The sequence below is a fragment of the Streptomyces coeruleorubidus genome (genome assembly GCF_028885415.1).
GTDB classification, from domain to species: Bacteria; Actinomycetota; Actinomycetes; order Streptomycetales; family Streptomycetaceae; genus Streptomyces; species Streptomyces coeruleorubidus_A.
In genome coordinates, this window is record NZ_CP118527.1 from 3,665,027 (window position 1) to 3,687,611 (window position 22,585).

23 protein-coding genes and 2 tRNA genes are annotated in these 22,585 nt (G+C 71.7%); 16 read left to right on the forward strand and 9 right to left on the reverse strand.

Translation table 11 applies throughout. The annotated features are described in order from the left end of the window. Window positions 1–104 precede the first annotated feature (104 nt). The 7 genes from PV963_RS16965 (at window position 105) to PV963_RS16995 (ending at window position 6,538) form a co-directional block, all read left to right on the forward strand. On the forward strand, window positions 105–1,058 hold the full coding sequence (locus PV963_RS16965) for a phosphatase PAP2 family protein (RefSeq protein ID WP_274816576.1): 954 nt from the start codon (window positions 105–107) through the stop codon (window positions 1,056–1,058). Further along, window positions 1,009–2,253: a hypothetical protein gene (locus tag PV963_RS16970; protein WP_274816577.1), complete on the forward strand. Its 1,245-nt coding sequence runs from the start codon at window positions 1,009–1,011 to the stop codon at window positions 2,251–2,253. Before PV963_RS16965 ends, PV963_RS16970 begins: the two co-directional genes overlap by 50 nt. Then, complete coding sequence (locus tag PV963_RS16975; RefSeq protein WP_274816578.1) at window positions 2,244–3,836, forward strand: hypothetical protein; 1,593 nt, start codon at window positions 2,244–2,246, stop codon at window positions 3,834–3,836. The genes PV963_RS16970 and PV963_RS16975 overlap by 10 nt, the downstream gene beginning before the upstream one ends. Beyond that, entirely contained in the window at window positions 3,833–5,167 is a 1,335-nt protein-coding gene (locus PV963_RS16980; protein WP_274816579.1) for an AAA family ATPase, read from the forward strand. The genes PV963_RS16975 and PV963_RS16980 overlap by 4 nt, the downstream gene beginning before the upstream one ends. A gap of 193 nt (window positions 5,168–5,360) precedes the next feature. Beyond that, the gene (locus tag PV963_RS16985; RefSeq protein WP_274816580.1) at window positions 5,361–5,729 is read left to right on the forward strand and encodes a hypothetical protein; all 369 of its coding nucleotides are present in this window, start codon (window positions 5,361–5,363) and stop codon (window positions 5,727–5,729) included. Between the two features lie 136 nt (window positions 5,730–5,865). After that, window positions 5,866–6,474, forward strand: coding sequence for a bifunctional DNA primase/polymerase (locus PV963_RS16990; RefSeq protein WP_274816581.1), 609 nt, complete (start codon window positions 5,866–5,868; stop codon window positions 6,472–6,474). After that, window positions 6,465–6,538 (forward strand) — tRNA-Lys (locus tag PV963_RS16995). Before PV963_RS16990 ends, PV963_RS16995 begins: the two co-directional genes overlap by 10 nt. Before the next feature lie 60 nt (window positions 6,539–6,598). Here the strand turns inward: PV963_RS16995 and PV963_RS17000 are convergent. Beyond that, window positions 6,599–7,894, reverse strand: coding sequence for a M6 family metalloprotease domain-containing protein (locus tag PV963_RS17000; protein ID WP_274816582.1), 1,296 nt, complete (start codon window positions 7,892–7,894; stop codon window positions 6,599–6,601). 277 nt (window positions 7,895–8,171) lie between these two features. Here PV963_RS17000 and PV963_RS17005 point away from each other — a divergent pair, with 277 nt between their 5' ends. Next, window positions 8,172–10,031 (forward strand): putative bifunctional diguanylate cyclase/phosphodiesterase, encoded by a 1,860-nt coding sequence (locus PV963_RS17005; protein WP_274816583.1) that lies wholly within the window; start codon window positions 8,172–8,174, stop codon window positions 10,029–10,031. Here the strand turns inward: PV963_RS17005 and PV963_RS17010 are convergent. From PV963_RS17010 to PV963_RS17030, 5 genes are all read right to left on the reverse strand, one after another. Next, window positions 10,007–11,098, reverse strand: coding sequence for an LLM class flavin-dependent oxidoreductase (locus PV963_RS17010; protein WP_274816584.1), 1,092 nt, complete (start codon window positions 11,096–11,098; stop codon window positions 10,007–10,009). The two genes, PV963_RS17005 and PV963_RS17010, sit on opposite strands and share 25 nt — an antisense overlap. Before the next feature lie 90 nt (window positions 11,099–11,188). Next, window positions 11,189–11,458 carry a hypothetical protein gene (locus PV963_RS17015; RefSeq protein ID WP_274816585.1) on the reverse strand — a complete coding sequence of 90 codons (270 nt, stop codon included), beginning with the start codon at window positions 11,456–11,458 and terminating at the stop codon, window positions 11,189–11,191. Window positions 11,459–11,777: 319 nt separating this feature from the next. Then, entirely contained in the window at window positions 11,778–12,086 is a 309-nt protein-coding gene (locus PV963_RS17020) for a hypothetical protein (protein WP_274816586.1), read from the reverse strand. 312 nt (window positions 12,087–12,398) lie between these two features. Then, window positions 12,399–13,130: a maleate cis-trans isomerase family protein gene (locus tag PV963_RS17025; RefSeq protein ID WP_274816587.1), complete on the reverse strand. Its 732-nt coding sequence runs from the start codon at window positions 13,128–13,130 to the stop codon at window positions 12,399–12,401. Further along, window positions 13,127–13,942, reverse strand: a complete 816-nt coding sequence (locus PV963_RS17030; RefSeq protein ID WP_274816588.1) for a maleate cis-trans isomerase family protein — start codon at window positions 13,940–13,942, stop codon at window positions 13,127–13,129. The genes PV963_RS17025 and PV963_RS17030 overlap by 4 nt, the downstream gene beginning before the upstream one ends. Before the next feature lie 197 nt (window positions 13,943–14,139). Here PV963_RS17030 and PV963_RS17035 point away from each other — a divergent pair, with 197 nt between their 5' ends. Next, entirely contained in the window at window positions 14,140–15,087 is a 948-nt protein-coding gene (locus PV963_RS17035) for a D-2-hydroxyacid dehydrogenase (RefSeq protein WP_274816589.1), read from the forward strand. A 17-nt stretch (window positions 15,088–15,104) separates the two neighbouring features. Next, complete coding sequence (locus PV963_RS17040; RefSeq protein WP_274816590.1) at window positions 15,105–16,514, forward strand: amidase; 1,410 nt, start codon at window positions 15,105–15,107, stop codon at window positions 16,512–16,514. Here the strand turns inward: PV963_RS17040 and PV963_RS17045 are convergent. Beyond that, window positions 16,495–16,989, reverse strand: a complete 495-nt coding sequence (locus tag PV963_RS17045) for a DUF3830 family protein (protein WP_274816591.1) — start codon at window positions 16,987–16,989, stop codon at window positions 16,495–16,497. The genes PV963_RS17040 and PV963_RS17045 overlap by 20 nt on opposite strands. Before the next feature lie 107 nt (window positions 16,990–17,096). Here PV963_RS17045 and ehuB point away from each other — a divergent pair, with 107 nt between their 5' ends. The 6 genes from ehuB to PV963_RS17075 all read left to right on the forward strand — a co-directional run bounded on the left by ehuB (window position 17,097) and on the right by PV963_RS17075 (window position 21,270). Further along, window positions 17,097–18,026 (forward strand): ectoine/hydroxyectoine ABC transporter substrate-binding protein EhuB, encoded by a 930-nt coding sequence (ehuB, locus tag PV963_RS17050; protein WP_274816592.1) that lies wholly within the window; start codon window positions 17,097–17,099, stop codon window positions 18,024–18,026. Then, a complete protein-coding gene (gene ehuC, locus PV963_RS17055) occupies window positions 18,023–18,724 on the forward strand; it encodes an ectoine/hydroxyectoine ABC transporter permease subunit EhuC (protein WP_274816593.1) in 702 nt (233 codons plus the stop codon). Before ehuB ends, ehuC begins: the two co-directional genes overlap by 4 nt. Further along, window positions 18,721–19,371: an ectoine/hydroxyectoine ABC transporter permease subunit EhuD gene (ehuD, locus tag PV963_RS17060; protein WP_274816594.1), complete on the forward strand. Its 651-nt coding sequence runs from the start codon at window positions 18,721–18,723 to the stop codon at window positions 19,369–19,371. The genes ehuC and ehuD overlap by 4 nt, the downstream gene beginning before the upstream one ends. Beyond that, the gene (ehuA, locus tag PV963_RS17065) at window positions 19,361–20,146 is read left to right on the forward strand and encodes an ectoine/hydroxyectoine ABC transporter ATP-binding protein EhuA (RefSeq protein ID WP_274816595.1); all 786 of its coding nucleotides are present in this window, start codon (window positions 19,361–19,363) and stop codon (window positions 20,144–20,146) included. Before ehuD ends, ehuA begins: the two co-directional genes overlap by 11 nt. A 198-nt stretch (window positions 20,147–20,344) precedes the next feature. Continuing rightward, window positions 20,345–21,097 (forward strand): IclR family transcriptional regulator, encoded by a 753-nt coding sequence (locus PV963_RS17070; protein WP_274816596.1) that lies wholly within the window; start codon window positions 20,345–20,347, stop codon window positions 21,095–21,097. 99 nt (window positions 21,098–21,196) lie between these two features. Further along, window positions 21,197–21,270, forward strand: a tRNA-Lys gene (locus tag PV963_RS17075). A gap of 79 nt (window positions 21,271–21,349) precedes the next feature. Here the strand turns inward: PV963_RS17075 and PV963_RS17080 are convergent. Next, window positions 21,350–21,817, reverse strand: coding sequence for a hypothetical protein (locus PV963_RS17080; protein WP_274816597.1), 468 nt, complete (start codon window positions 21,815–21,817; stop codon window positions 21,350–21,352). A gap of 100 nt (window positions 21,818–21,917) precedes the next feature. Beyond that, window positions 21,918–22,523 carry a lytic polysaccharide monooxygenase auxiliary activity family 9 protein gene (locus tag PV963_RS17085; RefSeq protein ID WP_274816598.1) on the reverse strand — a complete coding sequence of 202 codons (606 nt, stop codon included), beginning with the start codon at window positions 22,521–22,523 and terminating at the stop codon, window positions 21,918–21,920. Between the last annotated feature and the right edge of the window lie 62 nt (window positions 22,524–22,585).

A 22,585-nucleotide genomic window follows, 5' to 3' on the forward strand; every position in this document is an offset into this window, starting at 1 on the left:
GTCTTTGAGGTCCGGAGGGCGCTCCCAGGGCGCGCACGTACGCCGTAAAGTGGCACGACCCACCGGCCGGGTGCCGCGTGACGACGAAGGGGGAGGGCGATCGGATGCCGCACACCGAGACACCGGGCACCGAGGCGGCCCCTGCGCTCCGGCTGCGCTGGTGGACGGAACTGCCGCTGATCCTGCTGGTGTACGCGTGCTACACGGCGGGCCGGCTCCTCGCCCGGGGCGACGTCTCCGGTGCGGTCGACAACGGCCTGGCGCTCCTGCGCGCCGAGAAGGCGCTGTACCTCAACTTCGAGCACCCGCTCAACCGCCTCTTCACGCGCGAGGCCTGGATAGGCATACCGGCGGACTTCTGGTACGCGTCGCTGCACTACCTGGTCACGCCGGCGATCCTCGTGTGGCTCTTCCGCTCCCGCGCGGTGCGCTACCGCGCCGCGCGCACGTGGCTGATGACGTCCACCCTCATAGGCCTGATCGGCTTCACCCTGATGCCGACCTGCCCGCCCCGGCTCCTCGAAGCAAGCCACGGCTTCGTGGACACGATGGCCCAGTACAGCTCCTACGGCTGGTGGGGAGGCGCGGCGAGCGCACCGCGCGGCATGGGGGGCATGACCAACCAGTACGCGGCCATGCCGAGTCTGCACGTGGGCTGGGCCCTGTGGTGCGGAGTGATCCTTTGGCGCTACGGCGGTACGCGCACGGCGAAGGTCGCGGGAGTCGCCTACCCGCTGATCACGACGATCGTGGTCATGGGCACCGCCAACCACTACTTCCTCGACGCGCTCGCGGGCGCGGCCGTGATGGGCGTCGGGCTGCTGCTGGCGCCGGCCGTGATGCGCACGGCGGACCGGGCCAGGGCACGGTTCGTGCCGAGTGTCGCGCCGGTCACGGCGGCATCTTCCGCCGCAGGTTCCTCGATTGTCAGTGCCGGATGTCAGACTTCCGCGGGTGAGCGAATTCCACGGCAGCGCGATGCGCGGTTCTCAGCGGGAGCCGAGCCGAGTGCCGCCCCCAAGGACGCGGGGGACGGCGCTCCGGCACCGGCTCGCTGAGCTGCGCGGTCCCGACGTACCGGCGAAGGCCCTGGACGCGCGCGCGTTGGCGGCGCTGGCCGCCAACCCCGGGTGTGCGCGGCGCGCGATCCTCGACGGCGCCGGGGTGAACAAGGCGGCGCTGGCGAGCGCGCTGGGCTCGCCGTCAGCCTTCGGACAGTCGCAGTTCGCGCTCACGCGGGGCAACGCGTTCGAGGCGCGGGTCAAGGCCGACGGCGGCGCGGAGCTGCTGCGGCTGGTGCACGAGAAGCTGGACCGGACCGCCGAGCCGCCCGCCGAGGCGCGCGTGCCCGACCTGACGGCGACCGGTCCCCAGGGGCGTACGGCCCGTACGGCGCTGGAGCTGCGGGAGGCCACCGCGCACCCGGGCGCGTGGACGCTGCTCGACCACCCGATGCTCGCGCTCGACGTCGCGGGCTCCCCGGCGTTCCTCGAACCGGACGCGGTCGTGGTGCATCCGGACGGCAGCTGGACCGTGGTCGAGATCAAGTCGTTCCCGCTGCTGGACGGTTCGGCGGACCCGGCGAAGGTCGGGGCGGCGGCCCGGCAGGCGGCGGTGTACGTGCTGGCGCTGGAGGAGGTCGCGGCCCGGCTCGGCGCGGAGCCGGAGGGGTGCGCCGGTGTCGAAGGGGCGAGCGCGCGGAGGCCCGAAGGGTCGAGCACGGTCGCCCCTTCGACACCGGCTGAAGCGCCCCGGAGGCGGAGCGCTCATGACATGGCTCCGTCCCCGCGCGTGCGGCACCGGATCCTGCTCGTCTGCCCCCGGGACTTCTCCAACCTGCCGGCCGCGTCCGCCGTCGACATCCGCAAGCAGCGTGCGGTGACGGCCCGCCAGCTGACCCGGCTGACCCGCATCGAGGGCATCGCCGAGACGCTCCCCGAGGGCACGTGCTTCTCCCCCGAACTGCCCGCCGACGAGCTGACGGCCGCCGTCGAGTCGGTCCCGGCGACGTACGCGCCGGAGTGCCTGTCGGCGTGCGAGCTGGCCTTCCACTGCCGGGCCCGCTCGCGCGAGACGGGCGCGGTGACCTCGCTCGGGCGACCGGTGCGGGCGGAGCTCGGCGGTCTGACGACGGTCGAGGACGTCCTGGCGGCGGCTCGCGGCGAGGCGGGCGACCCCGGCGATCCGGCCGTGGCAGCCCTGCGGCGGGCCGCGGCCCTGCGCGCCGAGGCACTGGAGGCGGCGTGTCGCTGATCTCCACCCTGGCCCGGCTCGAAGCGGTCAGCACGGGCCGCGCCCAGCCCGCCGCGACCGTCCGGCACCGGCACCTGTCCGACCGCCCGCTGGTGTTCGTGCCGCTCACCACCGCCGGTGAGGCCGGTGCCCCGCTCGGCGCGCTGGTCGGCACCGACCGGGACGCGCCGCGTCTGCTGGTCGTCCCGCAGCCCCGCGACCGGGACCTCAGGTTCGCGTTCCTGGCCGAACTGGCCGACGTGGTGCTGCCGTACGTCGACGCGTACGCCGAGGTCGTGGAGGCCGCCGAGCGCACCGAGACCGACCCGGAGACCGGCAAGCGGGTGAAGGTCGAGGTCGACCTGTGCGCGGACGCGCCGCAGCTGATCGTGCCGAGCCGCGGGGGCATCGACCTGGTGCGGCTGCTCGGGCGCTCCATGCGCTTCCGGCGTACGGCGGAACAGGATCCGCAGGCCCCGTATCCGGCGCCGCCCCGAGTGCCGTTGCTCGGGCGGTGGCTGACGCACTTCGGGGAGCGGGCCCGGGTGCCCGGCTCCTCACTGCTGCTGGCCATGACCGACGTACTGGGCCGGCACTGGGCGACCGGGCAGTCCACCCTGGAGGACCAGCACCTGGGGGCGCTGCTCGCCTGGATCGACCCGCCCGAGGGCCTGACCGGCGCCGAGGCGGCGCTGCGGGCCGAGCTGCAGCGGGACGAAAAGGGCCAGCTGACGTGCCCCCCGGCCGGTCCCGCCACCGACCCGGCCTTCGACAACAAGCTGCTCGCCCCGGCCATCGAGCGCTACGACCGTGCCCGCACGGCCCTGGCCGCCGCCGAGGACGGCCTGGAGGCCGACGACCGGCTCGGCGCGCTGACCGCCGCCGAGCGGGAGATCCGGGACCTGGTGCTCAGCCGCACCCTGCCCACCTGGGAGAAGGTCTGGCAGGGCCTCGACCTGCTGCGGGAGCTGCCCGAGGGGGCTCATGTCGAGGAGCGCTGGACCCGCGACCGCTGGTCCTTCACCGGCCACCGCGACCGGGTCCTGGCCGGCGAACCCCCGCAGCCGCGCCGCGACGACGCGGTCACCGCGGCGAACAAGCTCGCCACACGCGAGCGCGAACAGGCCCGGCTGGAGGCGCAGGAGGCCCTCGACGACCCGCTGGTGATGGCGGGACGGCGGCTGTCCGGGGAGGCGTTCGCGGGTGAGGTCACGGACGTCGTGATGGCGTACAGCGAGGGCAAGCGGCCCAGCCCGCGCCCCCTGGTCACGGTGCGCACGGAGGACCGGCCGCATCTCGGGGAGCGCACGAAGGTGTACCGGTCGCTGGGCGGGAAGCCGCAGTCGGCAGAGTTCGTCGGGGCCGAGGAGGACGGCGCGTACGTCGTGCTGCGGGTCCTCGACAAGATGGGCCGCGGCAAGGAGCCCGAGCCGGGCTCGGTGCCGGAGAAGGGCGACCGGGTCTGCTTCACGCTCTTCGAGCACGAGCAGCGGGGCGGCGCGAAGCTGCCCGACCCGGAGGAGACGCCGTGGACACACGGCGGGCCGCCCGGTGAGGCGACCCTGGAGGCGGCCGACCCGGTGACCGAGGAGGACGTGCTGTGACGACGCTCTTCGATCCCTCTGCCGCCGCGACGCAGGCCACCGACGCGATCCTCCACGACACGCTGCACGGCACCGCGCGCGGTGTCGTCGTCGACTCCCCGCCCGGCGCGGGCAAGTCCACGCTCGTCGTCCGCGCGGCCCTGGAGCTGGCCGAGGCCGGCCGTCCGCTGATGGTGGTGGCGCAGACCAACGCCCAGGTCGACGACCTGGTCCTGCGGCTCGCCGAGAAGAACCCCGAGCTGCCGGTGGGCCGGCTGCACAGCAGCGACGCCGACCCCTACGACAAGGCGCTCGACGGCCTGGAGAACGTCCGCAAGTCGGCGAAGGCGGGCGACCTCGCCGGGCTGGCCGTGGTGATCTCGACGGCGGCGAAGTGGGCGCATGTGAAGACCGACGAGCCGTGGCGGCACGCGATCGTCGACGAGGCGTACCAGATGCGCTCGGACGCGCTGCTCGCGGTGGCCGGGCTGTTCGAGCGGGCGCTGTTCGTGGGCGACCCGGGGCAGCTCGACCCGTTCGCGATCGTGGGCAGCGAGCAGTGGGCGGGCCTCGCCTACGACCCGTCGGCCTCGGCGGTGACGACCCTGCTCGCGCACAACCCGGACCTGCCCCAGCACCGTCTGCCGGTCTCCTGGCGGCTCCCGGCCTCCGCGGCGCCCCTGGTCTCGGACGCCTTCTACCCGTACACCCCGTTCCGCAGCGGCACCGGCCACGGCGACCGGCGGCTGTCCTTCGCCGTGCCGTCGGACGGCTCGGGCCCCGACCAGGTGATCGACGAGGCGGCCGAGTCGGGCTGGGGCCTGCTGGAGCTGCCCGCGCGGCACACCCCGCGCACGGACCCGGAGGCGGTACGGGCGGTGGCGACGGTCGTACGGCGGCTGCTGGACCGGGGCGGCGCGGCGACGTCGGAACGCTCACCCGACCCCTCTCCCCTGACCGGCGACCGGATCGCCGTCGGCATGGCACACCGGGACCAGGCGGCCGCGGTCCGTGCCGCCCTGGCCGACCTCGGCGTCACCGACGTGGTCGTGGACACGGCCAACCGGCTCCAGGGCCGCGAGTACGACGTCACGGTGGTCCTGCACCCCCTCTCCGGCCGCCCCGACGCCACCGCCTTCCACCTGGAGACGGGCCGCCTGTGCGTCCTGGCCTCCCGCCACCGGCACGCGTGCATCGTGGTCTGCCGGGCCGGCGTCAGCGACCTGCTGGACGACTATCCGTCGACGGAGCCGGTGCAGCTGGGGACGGTGGTGAAGTTTCCTGACGGGTGGGAGGCGAATCACGCGGTGCTGGCACACCTGGCCGAGCACCGGGTGCTGTGGCGGCCATGACCCACACAAGCGGACGCGCCGTCGTCCCGCTGGCGCATCTGGCCGAACATCGCGTGTCCTGGCAGCCCTGGCGAACACCGAGTGGTGCCGCAGCCGTACCCACTACCGCGATGCCCACTTGCGCGCCCGCGAGACAATGGACGGTGGCCCACCCCACCGGGAGGGTCAGCGCAACGTACGAGGAGGAGTAGACATGGCGGAGCCCACGCCGCGTCGGAACGAACCGCGGCTACGCCCCGCGCCCCTGCTCTTCGAGCCCGCGGAGGCGGCCTCCGACCCTGAGCACTTCTTCGACCTCGAGTCGATCGACGATCCCCGCGCGCTGCTGTCCCGCGCGACGGAGCTGGCGCTGGCGTTCCGGGCCGCGGCGGACCGGGCGGTGGAGTTCCAGGCGATCGCGGCGGCGCAGCTGGCCGATCCGCGGCGGTTCGACCGGCTGACGACCGCGGACATCGCCGAGCGGGCCGAGTGGACCGAGGACTACGCCAAGAAGATGGTCGAGTTCGGCCGGGACCTGATGCGGGGCGGCGGCGAGGGCCGGGGGCCCGCCGACCCGGTGTGAGACCCGGGGGCTCCGCCGCCTTGCCGATCTCCGTGGCATATGCCAGGCGGGCAAGATACTCCCTCCCACCCCTTCCTGTCCCGATTTCCGGCAACCCTCGGGAACCGCGCGTTCACGGCCGGTAGACATTGACGCCATGAGCAGCGCATGGAACGCCTCCCACGTCACCCCGGACGGAGCCGCCTGGCTCGCTTCGGCAGGAACGTATCCGCGGAGCACGCTCGCCCTCTGGGAGGAGCGGCCGGACGCACCGGTCGTGCTGCCCTGCGGGTCGGCCTTCGACGTCGTCAGCGCGCCCGCGATGTTCGGGCGGCGGATGCTCGACCGGCTGTGGGACGACGGGCCCGGCTCGGGGCCGGTCGCCGAGTTCCGCGGCCGGATGCTGCTGTTCGCCGCGCCCGGCACGGCCCAGCGGCTGCCGGCGCTGCTGGAGTGGGAGGAGTGGGGCAAGCACGGCGGGGACACCGAGGAGGCCGGCCGCAACGGCCGCACGGGCGGGGTGCCGCCCCTGCTGTGCCACGGCACGGGCGACGCGGTGACCGTCCCGGCACCGGCGAACGATGCCTCCCCCAGCCGCTCCGGCGCCCGCTGGCTCGTCGCCCCCGACACCCGCCAGCCTTGGCTGCCCGGCCCCGAGGTACTGCTGTGGGCGGCCGTCCGGGCGGCTCGCTCGGCCGTGCGGATATCGATTTTTCCTCCCGCCGACCAGGGTGCTAAGGTCTACGACGTCAGCAGGCGCCGCTAGCTCAGTTGGTTAGAGCAGCTGACTCTTAATCAGCGGGTCCGGGGTTCGAGTCCCTGGCGGCGCACAGACGGCAAAGGCCCCTCGCGGAAGCGAGGGGCCTTCTGCATGCCGTGCCCGAGCACCTTCAACGGCCCGCTGTGATCTTCACCGTCCAGGCTCCGGACGCCGTACGCCCCTCCACCTCCACCCGGACCCCCTCCCCCGGCACCGTGAAGCTCTCCCCCGGGCCGATCGGCGCGTCCGCGAGGGGCGGGTAGACCGAGTCCTCCCAGCAGGCCGCGGTGCCCGGATGGGCGTCGATCACCTCGATCGGCCCGCCCCCGGACTGCGCCCTGCCCCGCACCCGGTACACCAGCACCCCCTGCCGGCACGCGGCCACGTCGTTGCCCACCGGCCCCCGCGCCTCGAACGCGAGCACACTGTCGCGGCCCGTACGCACCACCGCGAGCTTGGTGCCCCGCCCGAGACCGAAGGCCGGCGCCCCCGCCGCACTCGCCACCTGCACCCCGGGCCCGGCCGCCAGCGGCTCCAGGGTCAGCCGGGCGGGCCCGGCGTCCTGCACGCACCGCACCTGCCGCCGGGCCAGCCAGCCCAGCTTCCACTTGTGCCAGCCGAACAGGTCGGGCGCCAGTCCGAACTGGCTGCCCATCAGGTCCCAGTCGCCGACATGCGTGTCCCAGTCGCCCTTGCCGTCCACGGGCCGGTGGTAGAGGTCGGGCAGGTCGAACACGTGCCCGGTCTCGTGGGCGAGCACGAGTCGGTCCGGCGGATGCTGCTCGAACACCGTGACGACCCGGCGCAGGTCGGTGCCGTCGACCCGCATCGGACTCGTGAGGTTGACCACCTTGGTCGCGTCGGAGTCCACACCGGGCGCGTCCGGGTCGGCGACGAAGTACACGACGTCGTAGCGGGAGAAGTCGACCTGCGGGTCGGCCACGGAGAGCGCGTCCCGCAGGTACGCGGCCCGGTGCGCGGCGCTCCAGTCGCGCTGTATGGCGTACGCCGTGGACGGCTGCGGCATCCGGATCCATTGCCTCAGCGGGTGCGGGCGCAGGGTGAAACGGCCGTAGGAGGCGCGTTCGAAGAAGCGGGTGGTGGCCGGGAAGTGGTCGGCGGTCAGCTCCTGCGGTGTGGTCAGCGGATGGGCGTCCGGGAAGGACAGGAAGACCATGACCGCGTCCAGGGCCCGGGCCGGGCGCGGATAGGCGGCGTTCCAGGTGTCCAGGCCCTCCGAGTGGTGGGCGTCGGTGCGGGTCAGCGCGCAGGGCGCGACCGAGTCGGGCTCGGCGGCCGAGGGGCCGGTGCCGAGGGAGGTCGCGGCGAGCGCCGACATGGTGGTGAACACGGCCGCGGTGCTGCGCAGTCGGGCGCGCGAGAACTGACGCGGCACGAGTACCTCCGGGTACGGTTCGCGGGACACCGCACCCAGCCTGTGATGCTTTGTCGTACTGCGCCCTGTTTGCCTGCACCGCTCGGGTGAAGGGGCCGAAAAATCGCGGAAGCCGACACCCCGGAAGTACTCACGGAACGTCACAACTGGTCGGGGGCCTGAAGAAGCCGCCCATGCATGAGCAGAAACGATCTGGCAGAAGGGCCGACGGGCCGGGAACACTTATGACTGGCTGGAAGGGCCCGGAGCCAGCATCTATGATCGGCACACTTTCCTGACCTTTCCTGCACGGACAGAGATCGAATACATGCGGGAGCGAGCGGTGAGCGGAACCTCCGAAGGGCCGGCGCCCGCGGCAGACCTCGACCGGCCGGTCGTCACAGAGAGTGAGATCGACACGCCTCCCGGTACCGAGCCTCCGGCGCCCGCGCCCTACCGCTCCGTCTTCACGGCCGCCCCGCTCGCCATGGCCGTCGTCGACCGCGAGGGGATGGTCGTCAGCGCCAACGACTCGCTCGCCACGCTGCTCGGCAGCGCCCCGGACGAGCTGGCCGGGGCCGTCGCCGCCGACCTGGTCGACCTCACCTGCGACGCCCGCACCTGGCACGCGTACCGCGAGGTGCTGCGCGGCCGGCAGTCCCGGCTGCGCTGCACGCGCCGTCTCAAGCACCCCGACGGGCACTCGCTGTGGGTGCAGGTGACGGTCGCCCCGCTGCCCGCCGACGACCGGGCCGTCCTGCTGTCCGTCGCCGACATCAGCTCCCGCCGCGAACTCCAGGCCCGGCTGCGGCACTTGCAGATGCACGACCCGGTGACCCGGCTGCCCAACCGCACGCTGTTCTTCGAACGCCTGTCGGCCGCGCTGGAGGCGGAGGCGTACGAGCAGAGCGGCACCGGCCGGATCGGCCTGTGCTACCTGGACCTGGACGGCTTCAAGGCCATCAACGACACCCTGGGCCACCGCGTGGGCGACCGGCTGCTGGCCGCCGTCGCCGAGCGCCTGACGCGCTGCGCGGACGAGGCCGGCCACGCCCGCACCAGCACTCCGCTGGTGGCCCGGCTCGGCGGTGACGAGTTCGCGCTGCTCGTCGAGGACTCCACGGGCACCGAGCAACTGGCCGAGCTCGCCGAGTCGGTGCTGGAGGCGATCCAGGACCCGTTCGACATCTCCGGGCAGCGCCTGTCGGTCTCGGCGTCGATCGGCGTGGTGGAGCGGCACGCGGCCGGGACGACCCCGACCGCCCTGATGCAGGCGGCGGACACCACGCTGTACTGGGCGAAGGCCGACGGCAAGTCCCGCTGGACCCTGTTCGACCCGGAGCGCAACGCCCACCGCATGACCCGCCAGGCCCTCGCCTCCACGCTGCGGCCGGCCATCGACCGGGGCGAGTTCCGGCTGGAGTACCAGCCGCTGGTCGGCATGGAGGACGACCGGCTGCACGGGGTCGAGGCGCTCATCCGCTGGAATCATCCTCAGTTCGGCGTACTGACGCCGAATCGGTTCATCGGACTTGCCGAGGAGGACGGGTCGATCGTTCCGCTGGGCCGCTGGGTGCTTCGCACGGCCTGCCGGCAGGCCCGCCGCTGGCAGCTGGATCACCCCGGCGAGCCGCCCATCTTCGTGAGCGTGAATGTGGCGGTGCGTCAGGTCTGGGACTCCGACCTGGTGGCCGACGTGGCGGAGACGCTGGCCGAGACGGGCCTCGCGCCGCACCTGCTCCAGCTGGAGCTCACCGAGTCGGCGGTGATGGGCTCGGCCGGCCGGCCGCTCCAGACCCTGAAGGCCCTCAGCGACATGGGCGTGCGCATCGCCATCGACGACTTCGGCACCGGCTACTCGAACCTGGCCTACCTCAGCCGCCTGCCGGTGTCCGTCCTGAAGCTGGACGGCACCTTCGTCCGCGGCTTCCAGTACGACGACCGGGACACGGCCACCCGCCCCAACCCGGCCGACGAGGTCGTGGTCGAGGCGATGATCCAGCTCGCCCACCGGCTCGGGCTGACCGTCACGGCCGAGTGCGTGGAGACCTCGGCCCAGGCCAGTCGGCTGCGGCGCATCGGCTGCGACACCGGACAGGGCTGGCTCTACTCCCGTCCGGTGCCGCCGGATCGCATCTCCGAGCTGCTGGGCACGCCGGGCGTTCAGGCGGGCGTCGGCAACCCGTAGGCGTCGGCGATGAGTTCGTAGGAGCGTACGCGTACGTCACCGCCGTGCGCGTTGGCCGTGATCATCAGCTCGTCGGCGCCGGTGCGCTTGGCGAGGTCGTCCAGGCCGGAGCGGACCTCGTCGGGGGTGCCGTGGATGACGTTGGCGTTCCAGGAGTCGACGAAGTCGCGCTCCATCGGGCTGAACTCGTAGGCCTCCGCCTCCTCGGGGCTGGGCACGAGGCCGGGGCGTCCGGTGCGCAGCCGGACCATGCTGAGGGCGGCGGCCAGCACCTGGCGGCGGGCCTCCCGCTCCTCGTCGGCGGCGAGGGCGGAGACGCCGATGAGGGCGTACGGCTCGGCGAGCACGGCGGACGGCTGGAAGGACTCCCGGTACAGGTCCAGGGCCGGGATCGTGTTCTGCGCCGAGAAGTGGTGCGCGAAGGCGAAGGGCAGTCCGAGGGCACCGGCGAGGCGGGCACTGAAGCCGGAGGAGCCGAGCAGCCAGACCGGCGGGCGGTGCGGGGACTGGACGCCGCCGGGGCCGGTCGCCTGGACGGGGCCCGGTACGGCGTGGATACGGCGGTAGGGATGGCCGTCTGGGAAGTCGTCGTCGAGGAAGCGGATCAGCTCGGCGAGCTGCTGGGGGAAGTCGTCCGCGCCCTCGCCCCGCCGGTCGGTGCGACGCAGGGCCGCTGCCGTGGCGCCGTCCGTACCGGGCGCGCGGCCGAGACCGAGGTCGATGCGGCCCGGGGCCATGGCCTCCAGCGTGCCGAACTGCTCGGCGATGACGAGCGGGGCGTGGTTGGGCAGCATCACCCCGCCCGAGCCGAGGCGGATGCGGTCGGTGTGGGCGGCGAGGTGGGCCAGGATCACGGCCGGGGACGAGGAGGCCACGCCCGGCATGGAGTGGTGCTCGGCGACCCAGTAGCGGTGGAAGCCGCGGGCCTGAGCGAGGCGGACCAGGTCGACGCTGGTGCGCAGCGCGTCGGAGGCGGTGCGGCCGGCCCCTACGGTGACCAGGTCCAGTACGGAGAGGGGGACGGGGGCGCTGCCCTGCGCTGCGCCGCGTATCTCGTCTGCCGCCACGGTGGGGTGCCTCCTGCTGTGGGCCGTGTGCTGTCGTCCCGGCCTTAACAGGGGACTGTCTCCGGTTATTCCCGGGCGGCGGCCGGAGCGTCAGGCGGCCTGCCCCCAGTCGCTGCGCGATCCGCCGTACGGGGGCCGCCGGGCGGCCTTCTCGCGGACGCGGAGAACGGCCCACGCGAGGGTGGCCGCACAGGCGAGCCACCAGGGCAGGGACCACACGGCGTCCCACCAGCGCGCCTGCGGGTCGAGGACGGCGTCCACGGCGGCAGTGGCCATCGCCGCGGCCAGGCTCCAGCACAGCAGGCACCCGGACAGCTGGACAGCGCTTACATGGAATCTGAACCGGCCCGGTTCGGCCATCGGGAACCGTCCTTCACGGCGCGACTGGCTGCGGACGTGGCCAGTGTGCACGGGGTGGACGACTGAAGGGGAACGCGCTTTCGGTCAACTCAAGCGCCCGGTGAGGCATCGGAGTTGAGGGTTCCGCAGCTCTTGGCGGACGGTTCGCCCCCCTACGCCCGGATCTGCCCCACCGAAGAGGTGGGACCGATTCCGGCCGTAGGGGGCAGGAGTTCGAGGGCACGGCACGCGGAGCAACCCCTGCCGCTACGCCGATGGCGCCCCGTCGACAAGACCGGCACGCCGGATCGCAGAAGGCGATGTGGGCGTCTCAGGCGGACTATGCCGAGAAGGACCCCGCGCCGCCCGGCACATGCGTCCCGTACCCGGGCTGCACCACGAGTGAGGGGCCGAGACAGAACGGGTTGCCGTAGACCTTTACCGGCCTGTCCGTGAGATTCGACAGCACATGGGCGGCCGTGGGCAGCTGCTGGCAGCCCGCCGGGTCCCGGTAGATGTCCAGCGGCTGCGCCTCGTTGGAGAAGACCACGACGTCACCCGGCGCCGCAGCCTGCGCGGCCCCTGCCAGGCCCAGCACCGAACCGGCCGCGACCAGGGAAACAAGAATGGCTTTCGCTCGCACGATCATCCTTTGCCACAGACCTCCCGCTCCGATCGCGGGCTCGCTCCAGTGCTATCGCGCGTACATCACCACGATCGACGGATCCGATCCTGTTCACTCGATCGGCTCACACGTCTGGGGTCGGTCTGCGCTTTGGGCACAGTGTCATCCTGGGCATCGTCTTCGTGGTCGGAGTCGTGCTCATCCTGGTGAGGAAGAACCGCGGACGCTGATGCGGTGGTCCGGCTCTGACCGGGCCGGCGACAACTCGCCGGAGGACGAGGCCTCGCCCTGGCCGCCCGCGGCGACTGCCGCGGGCGGCGGGGACGGCACTCACGCTCACGCCTGGACGATCGGCTCCCTGGTGAACAGCGCGCCCAGTTCCGGCGCGTTCACGCGGCGGTCCGCCAGGCGCAGGGCCTCCCAGACCGTGACCTGGTTGGCGGTGAGGACCGGCTTGCCGAGGTCCTTCTCCAGGGCCGGGATGTGGGCCGCCGTGTGCAGGGCCGTGTCGGGCAGGAGGAGGGCATCGGCGTCGGGGTGGTCGGAGTGGCGGGCCAGGGCGAGGAGTTCCGCCTCGCCCCAGGTGCCGACCTCGGCGGCCGTGATGATGCCGGAGCTCTTCACCGAGACGACCTCGACGCCGTCCGCCCGCAGGAACTCGGCGAACAGCTGGGCCACGTCGTCCGGGTACGTCGCGCCGATCGCGACCCGGCGCGCCCCCAGCTCCCGTACCGCGTGCACGAACGCGAAGGACGTCGAGGAGGCCGGCATGCCGGCCGTCTGCGCCAGGGTGCGCACCTGCTCCTGCGCGCCGTCCCAGCCGTAGACGAAACTGCCGCTGGTGCAGGCCCAGACCACGGCGTCCGCACCGGCGTGCCGCAGCTCCTGGACGCCCGCCGCGAGTCGCCCGGCGGAGCCCATCTCGAGCAGCGCGTCCACCCGGTGTGCGTCCTCACCGATGTCGGTGTGCACCAGGTCCACCCGGATGTCGCTGCCCAGCAACTGCTCGATGCGCGGATAGTCGTCCTCGGCCGAGTGGCCCGGGTAGAGAAATCCCAGTGCTGTCATGTCCAGCCTTCCTGCTGCTGCTCTTTTTCCGGCACGACGGGACCGGCGTCCGCCCCCGGCGATCCGAGACCGGCACGCGCCTGAGGATTGATCAGCGCTTGATACGGTCCCACCGCACGGGTACCCAGTCGGCGCAACGCCGCCCACATCGTCACTTGGTTGGCCGAGATCACCGGGATGCGCAGTTCGGCCTCCAGCTGGGGGATGACGTCGTAGGTGGGCAGGTTGGTGCAGCTGATGAACAGGGCGTCGGCGTCGTCGCGTACGGCCTGCCGCGCCATGTCCACCACCTCCCGGTAGGGGACCTTCCAGATGTGCCGGGTCAGGCCCATGAAGGCACAGCCGGAGATCGTGACGCCCGCCTGGGCGACGTACGCCTCCAGCGACTGCGTCACCGACACCGTGTACGGCGTGACCAGCGCCACCCGCCGTACGTCCAGCTCCACCAGGGCTTCCAGCAGGGCGCCCGAGGTGGTGATCGCCGGTACGGCGCCCGCCCGGCTCATCGCCTCGCACATCGCGCGTTCGCCCATGACGCCGCCGACGAAGCTGCCCGACGTACAGGCGTAGGCGATGACCTCGGGGGCGATCGCGTTGAGCGTGCGGACCGCCTCGCTCAACGTCTCGTGTTCGCTGACCATGCGGGCGAGATCGAGGCTGACCTCGACCGGCACGAACGGTGTTCGTGTCATGTGCAGGGAGACCTCGTCCGGCACCCAGCGCCACAGCTCGCGGTCGAGAGCGAAGTCGAAGGGGGCGACGACGCCGACCCCGCGCTGCGGGCTGGGCCCGCCGAGAAATGAGACGTCCATGGCAGGGCACCGGCCTCACACTGGGCAACGAGTGTGCAACGGATCGTGGGAACGCCCGTGTTGACGACGGTAGGTTCGGGTGCGAGCGTGGTCAATCCGTCCGGATCATTCCCTGGTCAACACCGTGTTAACTCGTCGTCACCGGCCGCCTCCCGAAGGCAGGCCGCCCCGCCGCACGGCTGGAGAAACGGCTGCTCATGCCCACCCCCACCCTCCTCGTCCTGGACGCCGAACCCCTCCCCCGTCTCGGGAGCCTCACCGGCCGCGCCCGTATCGAACACACCGACGCGCAGGGTCTCGCCGAGCGCCTCCCGCGTGCGGATGTACTCCTGGTGTGGGATTTCACCTCGCGCGCCGTACGGGACGCCTGGCCCGGCGAGGGCCCACGACCACGCTGGGTGCACACGGCGAGCGCCGGTGTGGACCATCTGATGTGTCCGGAACTCGCCGCTTCCGACACGGTGGTGACGAACGCCCGCGGCATCTTCGACCAGCCGATCGCCGAGTACGTCGCCGCGCTCGTGCTGGCGATGGCCAAGGACCTGCCGCGCACGCTGGAACTGCAGCGGGAGCGGACCTGGCGGCACCGCGAGTCGCACAAGGTCGCCGGGAGCCGGGCCGTCGTGGTGGGCACCGGGCCGATCGGCCGGGCGATCGCCCGTACGCTGGGCGCGTTGGACATCACGACGGCGCTCGTGGGCCGCGCCCCGCGCACCGGCGTGCACGGCCCGGAGGATCTGGACCGGCTGCTGGCGCGCGCCGACTGGGTGATCGCGGCGGCGCCGCTCACGGAGCAGACGCACGGCATGTTCGACGCCCGCCGCTTCGGCGTGATGCAACCGTCCGCCCGCTTCGTCAACGTCGGCCGCGGCCAGCTGGTCGTCGAGGAGGCGCTCGCCGAGGCCCTGGCCAAGCAGTGGATCGCGGGCGCCGCACTGGACGTCTTCGAGTCCGAGCCCCTGACCCCCGACAGCCCGTTGTGGCAGGTCCCGGGCCTGATCGTGTCCCCGCACATGAGCGGCGACATCGTCGGCTGGCGGGACGAGCTCGGCGCGCAGTTCGTCGAGCTGTACGAGCTGTGGGCGGCCGGAAAGCCGCTGGAGAACGTGGTCGACAAGCAGCGCGGGTATGTACCCGGCCACTGACGTTCCTTGGAGGGTGCATGACCGAGCTCACCGAGCTGACCGCCGTACGGCTCCTCGAGGGCTACCGCAAGGGCGAGTGGAGTCCTGTGGAGGCGACCCGAGCGGCGCTGGAGCGGGCCGAGGCGATCCAGCCGGAGGTGAACGCCTTCGTCCGGCTGACCGCCGAGGACGCGCTGGCCCGGGCCCGGGAGTCCGAGGAGCGATGGCGGCGCGGTGAGCCACAGGGGCTGCTGGACGGGGTGCCGGTCACGGTCAAGGACATCCTGTTGCTGCGCGGCGCGCCGACCCTGCGCGGTTCGAAGGCCGTGGATCCGGCGGGGCGCTGGGACGAGGACGCCCCGTCCGTGGCCCGGCTGCGGGAGCACGGGGCGGTGTTCATCGGCAAGACGACCACCCCCGAGTACGGCTGGAAGGGCGTGACGGACTCGCCGCTGAGCGGCGTGACCCGCAACCCGTACGACCCCTCGCGCACCGCCGGCGGGTCGAGCGGCGGCAGCGCGGCGGCCGTGGCGCTCGGCGCGGGGCCGCTGTCGCTGGGTACGGACGGCGGCGGCAGTGTCCGTATCCCGGCGTCGTTCTGCGGGATCTTCGCGCTGAAGCCGACGTACGGGCGGGTGCCGCTCTACCCGGCGAGCGCGTTCGGCACGCTGGCGCACGTCGGGCCGATGACCCGGGACGCGGCGGACTCGGCGCTGCTGATGGACGTGATCGGCCATCCGGACTCACGCGACTGGTCGGCGCTTGCCCCGCCGCCCGGTTCGTTCCGGGACGGCCTGACAGGCGGGGTGCACGGGCTGCGCGTGGCGTACTCGCCCGTGCTGGGCGGTCAGGTGGCGGTGCGTCGGGAGGTCGCGGCGGCGGTGCGGCACGCCGTGGAGCGGCTGGCGGAGCTCGGCGCCTACGTCACGGAGACCGACCCGGACCTCACCGAACCGGTGGAGGCCTTCCACACCCTGTGGTTCAGCGGGGCGGCCCGGGTGACTCAGCATCTGGGACCGCGGCAGCGGGAATTGCTGGACCCGGGCCTGCGCGAGATCTGCACACAGGGCGCCCGCTACTCGGCGCTGGACTATCTGGCCGCGGTGGACGTCCGGATGGACCTGGGGCGGCGGATGGGCAGCTTCCACGACACGTACGACCTGCTCGTCACGCCGACCCTGCCGATCACGGCGTTCGAGGCGGGCGCCGAGGTACCGAAAGGATCCGGCTACCGGCGCTGGACGGGCTGGACGCCGTTCACATACCCGTTCAACATGACGCAGCAGCCCGCGGCGAGCGTGCCGGTCGGCGCCGACGGGGACGGACTGCCGATCGGTCTTCAGCTCGTGGCCGCCCGGCACCGGGACGATCTGGTGCTGCGGGCGGCCCACGCGCTGTACGAGGCCGGCGTGGCGTCCGCCGGCCGGCTCAGGCCCTCCGGAAGCTGAGCGTCTCCCCCGCCGCTCCCGACCTCCACAGGTCGTTGCACGCCTCGGCCATGGTGTCCAGGCCCTCGACGATCTGGCCCCAGACGATGCCGGGGATCCAGCCGACGTCGCCGTTCAGCAGCAGGTTGTTGCGCTCGTAGAACAGGGCCAGGTCGACGAGCGTGGTCCCCGGGCGGACCTCGCGGTCGTAGCCGTAGGACTTGGTCCCCAACTCCGTACCCGCGAAGGCGAAATAGCACAGGTCACCCGGAATGGGGGTGACGGTCGGGTTTTCCAGAGGTGGCTCGGTTTCGGCGAACGGCGGGAAAAGGGCGTAGATCTCGTTGCGTGCGTACTTCGCGTGGTAGACGTCACCGGCCAGCGGAAGGGCATCCCAGACGGCCGCGCAGGTGATCGGCGCGCGGTCGTCCAGGAGCTTGGCCCGGCAGGTCACGTCGCGCTTGACCAGCGAGACTTCGATATATCGATCAGCCATGCCTCCATGGGAGTGCCCGCCGTCCCCGCGGTCAAGGGCGCACGGGGAGACGTGCGGGGCTTGAAAAGATCGGCATAACTCGGATGCGGTCGGGTAGCCGCGCGCCCATGGCTCCACCACAGAGAAGCCCACTGAGAAGTCCGGAACCCATATCCCAGGCCGCATCCAGGCCCACACGCCGGTCGCTGCTCGCGGGGGTCGCGGCGCTCGGCGCGCTGGGCGCCGCCGGATGCAGCCGAGTGGCCACGGCGTCCAGCACCGAGGGCGGTGACCTGCTCGACCGGCTCCGGGCCGCGGGCGTCGTCCGCCTCGGCATCGCCGGCGAGATCCCGTTCGGGTTCATCGACACGAACGGCGAGTTGACCGGTGAGGCACCGGAACTGGCCAAGGTGATCTTCAAGCGTCTCGGCGTCGACCGGGTGCAGCCCGTGCCGACCGAGTTCGGCTCGCTCATCCCGGGCCTGAACTCCCAGCAGTTCGACGTCGTGGCCGCCGGGATGTACGTCAACCCCGAGCGCTGCGAGCAGGTCATCTTCTCCGACCCCGACTACCAGATGCTCGACTCGTTCATCGTCCGCAAGGGCAACCCGATGGGGCTGCACAGCTACAAGGACGTCGTCGAGAAGAAGGCGAAGTTCGCCACCGGGACCGGATACGCCGAGATCCAGTACGCCGTCGATGCGGGGTACAAGGAGAGCGACATCCTCATCGTCCCGGACCAGGTGGCGGGGCTGAACGCCGTCGAGGCGGGCCGCGTGGACGTGTTCGCCGGTACGGCGCTCACCACCCGCGAGGTCGTGAAGAAGTCCCGCAAGGCGGAGTCGACCAAGCCGTTCGCGCCGCTCGTGGACGGCAAGCCGCACGTCGACGGCGGCGCCTTCGCGTTCCGGCCGACCGAGACCAAGCTGCGGGACGCCTTCAACGTCGAGCTGCACAAGCTCAAGAAGAGCGGCGAACTGTTCCGCATCCTCAAGCCCTTCGGTTTCACCGAGGCGGAGATGACGGACATGACCGCGAAGGAGCTCTGCGGCGGATGACCTCGGGACTCTGGGAACTCGTACTCAAGGGCGTCTGGGTCACGATCCAGTTGCTCGTCTGCAGCGCGCTGCTGGCCACGGCGGTCTCCTTCGTCGTCGGCGTCCTGCGCACCCACCGGCTGTGGATCGTCCGCTTCCTCGCGGGCTTCTACACCGAGGTGTTCCGCGGGACCTCGGCCCTGGTCATGATCTTCTGGGTCTTCTTCGTGCTGCCCCCGGCCTTCGGCTGGCAGCTGGTGCCGCTGTGGGCGGGCACGCTGGCGCTCGGCCTGACCTACGGGGCGTACGGCTCCGAGATCGTGCGCGGTGCGCTGGGCGCGGTCGACCCGGCGCAGAAGGAGGGCGGCATCGCGCTCAGCTTCACGCCGTGGCAGCGGATGCGGCTGATCCTGCTGCCGCAGGCGGTGCCGGAGATGATCCCGCCGTTCTCCAACCTGCTCATCGAGCTGCTCAAGGGCACCGCCCTGGTGTCGATCATGGGCATGGGCGACCTGGCGTTCAGCGGCAATCTGGTGCGCCTGGCGCTGCAGGAGAGCGCGGAGATCTACACGTACATCCTGCTCATCTACTTCGTGATCGCCTTCCTGCTCACCCGGGTCATGCGCGGGCTGGAGAAGAAGCTCAAGGCGGGTGTCGGGAAGAAGCCCGACAGCAAGACCCGGGCGCCTGAGCCGGTCGTGGTGGAGGCGGTCCGATGAACTGGGACTGGAGCGCGGTCTCCGACTTCATGCCGGACTTCTGGGAAGGCCTGCTGGTCACCCTGCAGATCCTGGTGCTCGGCTCGCTGATCTCGTTCGCGCTGGGCCTGGTGTGGGCGCTGCTGATGCGGCTGCCGATGCGCTGGGTGACCTGGCCGGTCGGAGCCGTCACGGAGTTCGTTCGCAACACCCCGCTGCTGGTGCAGCTGTTCTTCCTCTACTACGTGCTGCCCGAGTGGGGCCTGACCTTCTCGGCGCTGACCACGGGTGTGTTCGCGATCGGGCTGCACTACTCGACGTACACCATGCAGGTCTACCGCGCCGGTATCGAGGCCGTGCCGGTCGGCCAGTGGGAGGCGGCGACGGCGCTGAACCTGCCGCTGCGCCGGACGTGGACCGCGGTGATCCTGCCGCAGGCGGTGCGCCGGGTCGTCCCCGCGCTCGGCAACTACGTCATCGCGATGCTCAAGGACACGCCGATGCTGATGGCGATCTCCGTGCTGGAGATGCTCGGCCACGCGCGCCTGTTCTCACAGGAGCACTTCCAGTTCACCGAGCCGCTCACGGTGATCGGCGTGGCCTTCATCGTCATTTCCTATCTGGCCTCCCTTCTCCTGCGAGCCCTGGAGCGACGCCTTGCCCACTGACACTCTCCCCAACCCCGAGAAGAACCCCGCCAGGAGCACCGGCGAGCTGATCCGGCTGGAGCAGGTCACCAAGCGGTTCGGCGACCACACGGTCCTGGACCACCTGGACTTCTCCGTGGACGCCGGCAAGCACGTCACGCTGATCGGTCCGTCCGGATCCGGCAAGACCACGATCCTCCGCCTGCTGATGACGCTGCTCAAGCCCGACGAGGGCACGATCACCGTGGACGGGGAGCGGCTGTTCCCGGCGCCCGAGAAGCAGGTGCGCGAGGTCCGCAAGAAGATCGGGATGGTGTTCCAGCAGTTCAACCTGTTCCCGAACATGACGGTCCTGCGCAACATCACCGAGGCCCCGGTCACGGTCCTCGGCATGTCCAAGGACGCCGCCGAGGAGCGGGCGCGCGAGCTGCTGGAGCTGGTCGGGCTGACCGACCACCTCGACAAGCACCCGGCGCAGCTGTCCGGCGGGCAGCAGCAGCGGGTGGCGATCGCCCGGGCGCTGGCGATGCGGCCGCAGGTGTTGCTCCTGGACGAGGTGACCTCCGCGCTCGACCCGGAGCTGGTCGCGGGCGTCCTCGACGTGCTGCGGGACATCGCCCGTTCCACGGACATCACGATGCTCTGCGTGACCCACGAGATGAACTTCGCCCGGGACATCTCCGACCAGGTACTGATGTTCGACTCGGGCCGGGTCATCGAGTCCGGCCCGCCGGAGAAGATCTTCAGCGAACCGGAACAGGACCGCACGCGGGAGTTCCTCAGCGCGGTCCTCTGACTACAGGGTGTGACCAGGCGGAATGCCGGGCCCGGCGACTGGGGCATGCTTCTGGCATATGCCAGAGGGTCAATGCCCCAGTACGGGGGCCCGGCAATCTTGTCAACCCCCGCTCTCCTCCACCACTTTGACGGTTATCGTGGAGGGGATTCGCTGTCCGGATTCACGGCCCAACAGCAAGCGCAGGGGGAGACCACCGTGGCGCTGAAGCACGAGCCGCCGACCACCCCGTACCACTCGGCCCAAGAAGCCCTGCGCGTCCTGGAGACGGTGGCGCGCAGTTCCGCCGGAGTCACCGACGCCGAGCTCGCCCGGCACACCGGCATCCGACCCGAGCGGCTGACCGCGCTGCTGCGCATGCTGCGCCGCGAGGGCTACGTCGAGCAGATCACCGACGGCGCGTACGTCACGGGCGAGACGCTGGCCCGCCTCGGCTCCGCCCACCACCGCGAGCAGGCCCTGCGCGACAAGCTCCAGCACACCCTCGACCGGCTGCGCGACTCGGTCGGCGCCGCCGTCTACATGAGCCGGTACGTCGACGGCGAGATCAGCGTCACCCAGTACGCCGACAGCCCGGCCACGCCCAAGGTCAACGAGTGGGTCGACTTCCGCTCCTCGGCCCACGCCACCGCGATCGGCAAGAGCCTGCTCACCCAGCTCGACCACGCCGCCCGTCGCGACCACCTCGCCCGGCACAAGATGGCCCGCCTCACCTCGCGCACCATCACCAGCGACCGGCTGCTGCTCTCCCGGCTGGAGTCCCAGCCGCCCACCGTGCCCGTCCTGGACCTCCAGGAATACGCGGTCGGCACGGCCGTCCCCGTCACGGCCGGCTCCTCCGTCGGCTGCCTGGCCCTGTCCCTCCCGGTCGAGCACGCCCACCGCCTGCGCCAGGCCGCGGACGCCCTCAACCGCAACGCGGCACCGGTCCTGCTGTCCATGGCGATCTAGGGGGCGTCCCGGGTGGTCGAAGCACCCCTCGGGACCAGGTATTATTTTCTTCGTCGCCCGCCGCGAACGCGCGATGCGGACGCGGTCGGCGGGAGTCATGCGCCGCTAGCTCAGTTGGTTAGAGCAGCTGACTCTTAATCAGCGGGTCCGGGGTTCGAGTCCCTGGCGGCGCACCGGTGAAGGGCCTCTCGTGGGAGCGGGAGGCCCTTCGGCGTGTTCGGTATCCTCCCTGGTCAGCCTGCGGCAGGCGGGTCAGAATCCGGCGACGTCCGAGGCCATCGCCGACATCTCGGTGTACGTCACCATGAAGCCCACGCAGAACACGACGATCACGCCGAGGAACGCCAGGATGCCGACGGTGGCCGCCGCGTGCCTGCCCCGGCTCGGTGCCTGGGCCGTGGCCACGACCTGGGGGCCGTCGGTGTAGTACACGGTGACGTAGTCGCCCTCGAGGATCGTCCCCGGCCCGTTCTCCTCCTCGAACCGGATCACGCGACCGTCGTGCGTGATGAACTCGTAGACGTGGTGCAGCGTGGTGCGGACGGAGGTGTCATGACCGCCGCCGTGGGTCGTCGTGAACGCCCGCAGGCAGCGCGCCTGCGCCGTCAGGCCGCTGTTCCAGGCGCCGCGGATCTGCAGCCAGCGACGCAGCACGCGGTATGTCATGAAGAGCGCCCCGGCCATGATCAGGCCGGGTGCGCCGTAGAACATCACGTCCATCGCGCATCCCCCGAGGTCGATGCGCCGGCCCCGATCGGCCGGCGTGGGAGGAACCTACCCACACCGGCCGCACCGGTGACTCAAGGGAACCTCAGAAGGTTCAGAACGTGACGTCCGAGCAGGCGTAGAACGCGTTGCCCGTGTCGGCGATCGTCCACACCGCCAGGATGACGTGGCGGCCACTCAGCCCGGACGGCAGCCTGCCGCTGTGGGAGAGCGTCGACGGCGGCCGCTGGCCGTTGTACGGCACCGTGAAGAACGGCGTGAGGTTGAGGTCGGAGCGGGCCAGGTTGTGGTTCTGGTTCCAGCCCGGCTTGGTGATGTAGTACTTGAAGTCCGTCGTGGCGTGCATGGCCGTGAACTGCCAGCGGAACGTGTAGCTCTGGCCACCCGTCACCTTCGTGGTGGGCCAGGCCCCGCCGGACGGCGTCCGCGGTGCGCTGAGCTGGCTGAACTGGCCGAGGCCGGCGTTGCATATCTGCCCGTCGGCCGGGCCGGAGGCCGGGAAGCCCTTCGGGCCCTCGACGCTCTGCGGTTCCCATTGGATCGGGCCGCAGTTGGTCACGGTGCCGTTCTGGCAGAGCTTCTGCCTGCTGACGGGGAGGTCGGTGTAGCCGTGGCCGCTGGCGCCGCCGGAGGAGAGTACGAGGGCTCCGGTCGTGGCCAGTCCCACCGCGGCTGCGGACAACTTGGTCCTTGTGCGCATGCTGCCGCTCCTGGGGAACGTGGGGGAGGTTCAGTGAGCTGTGCAGGTAGGTCTAGACCAAG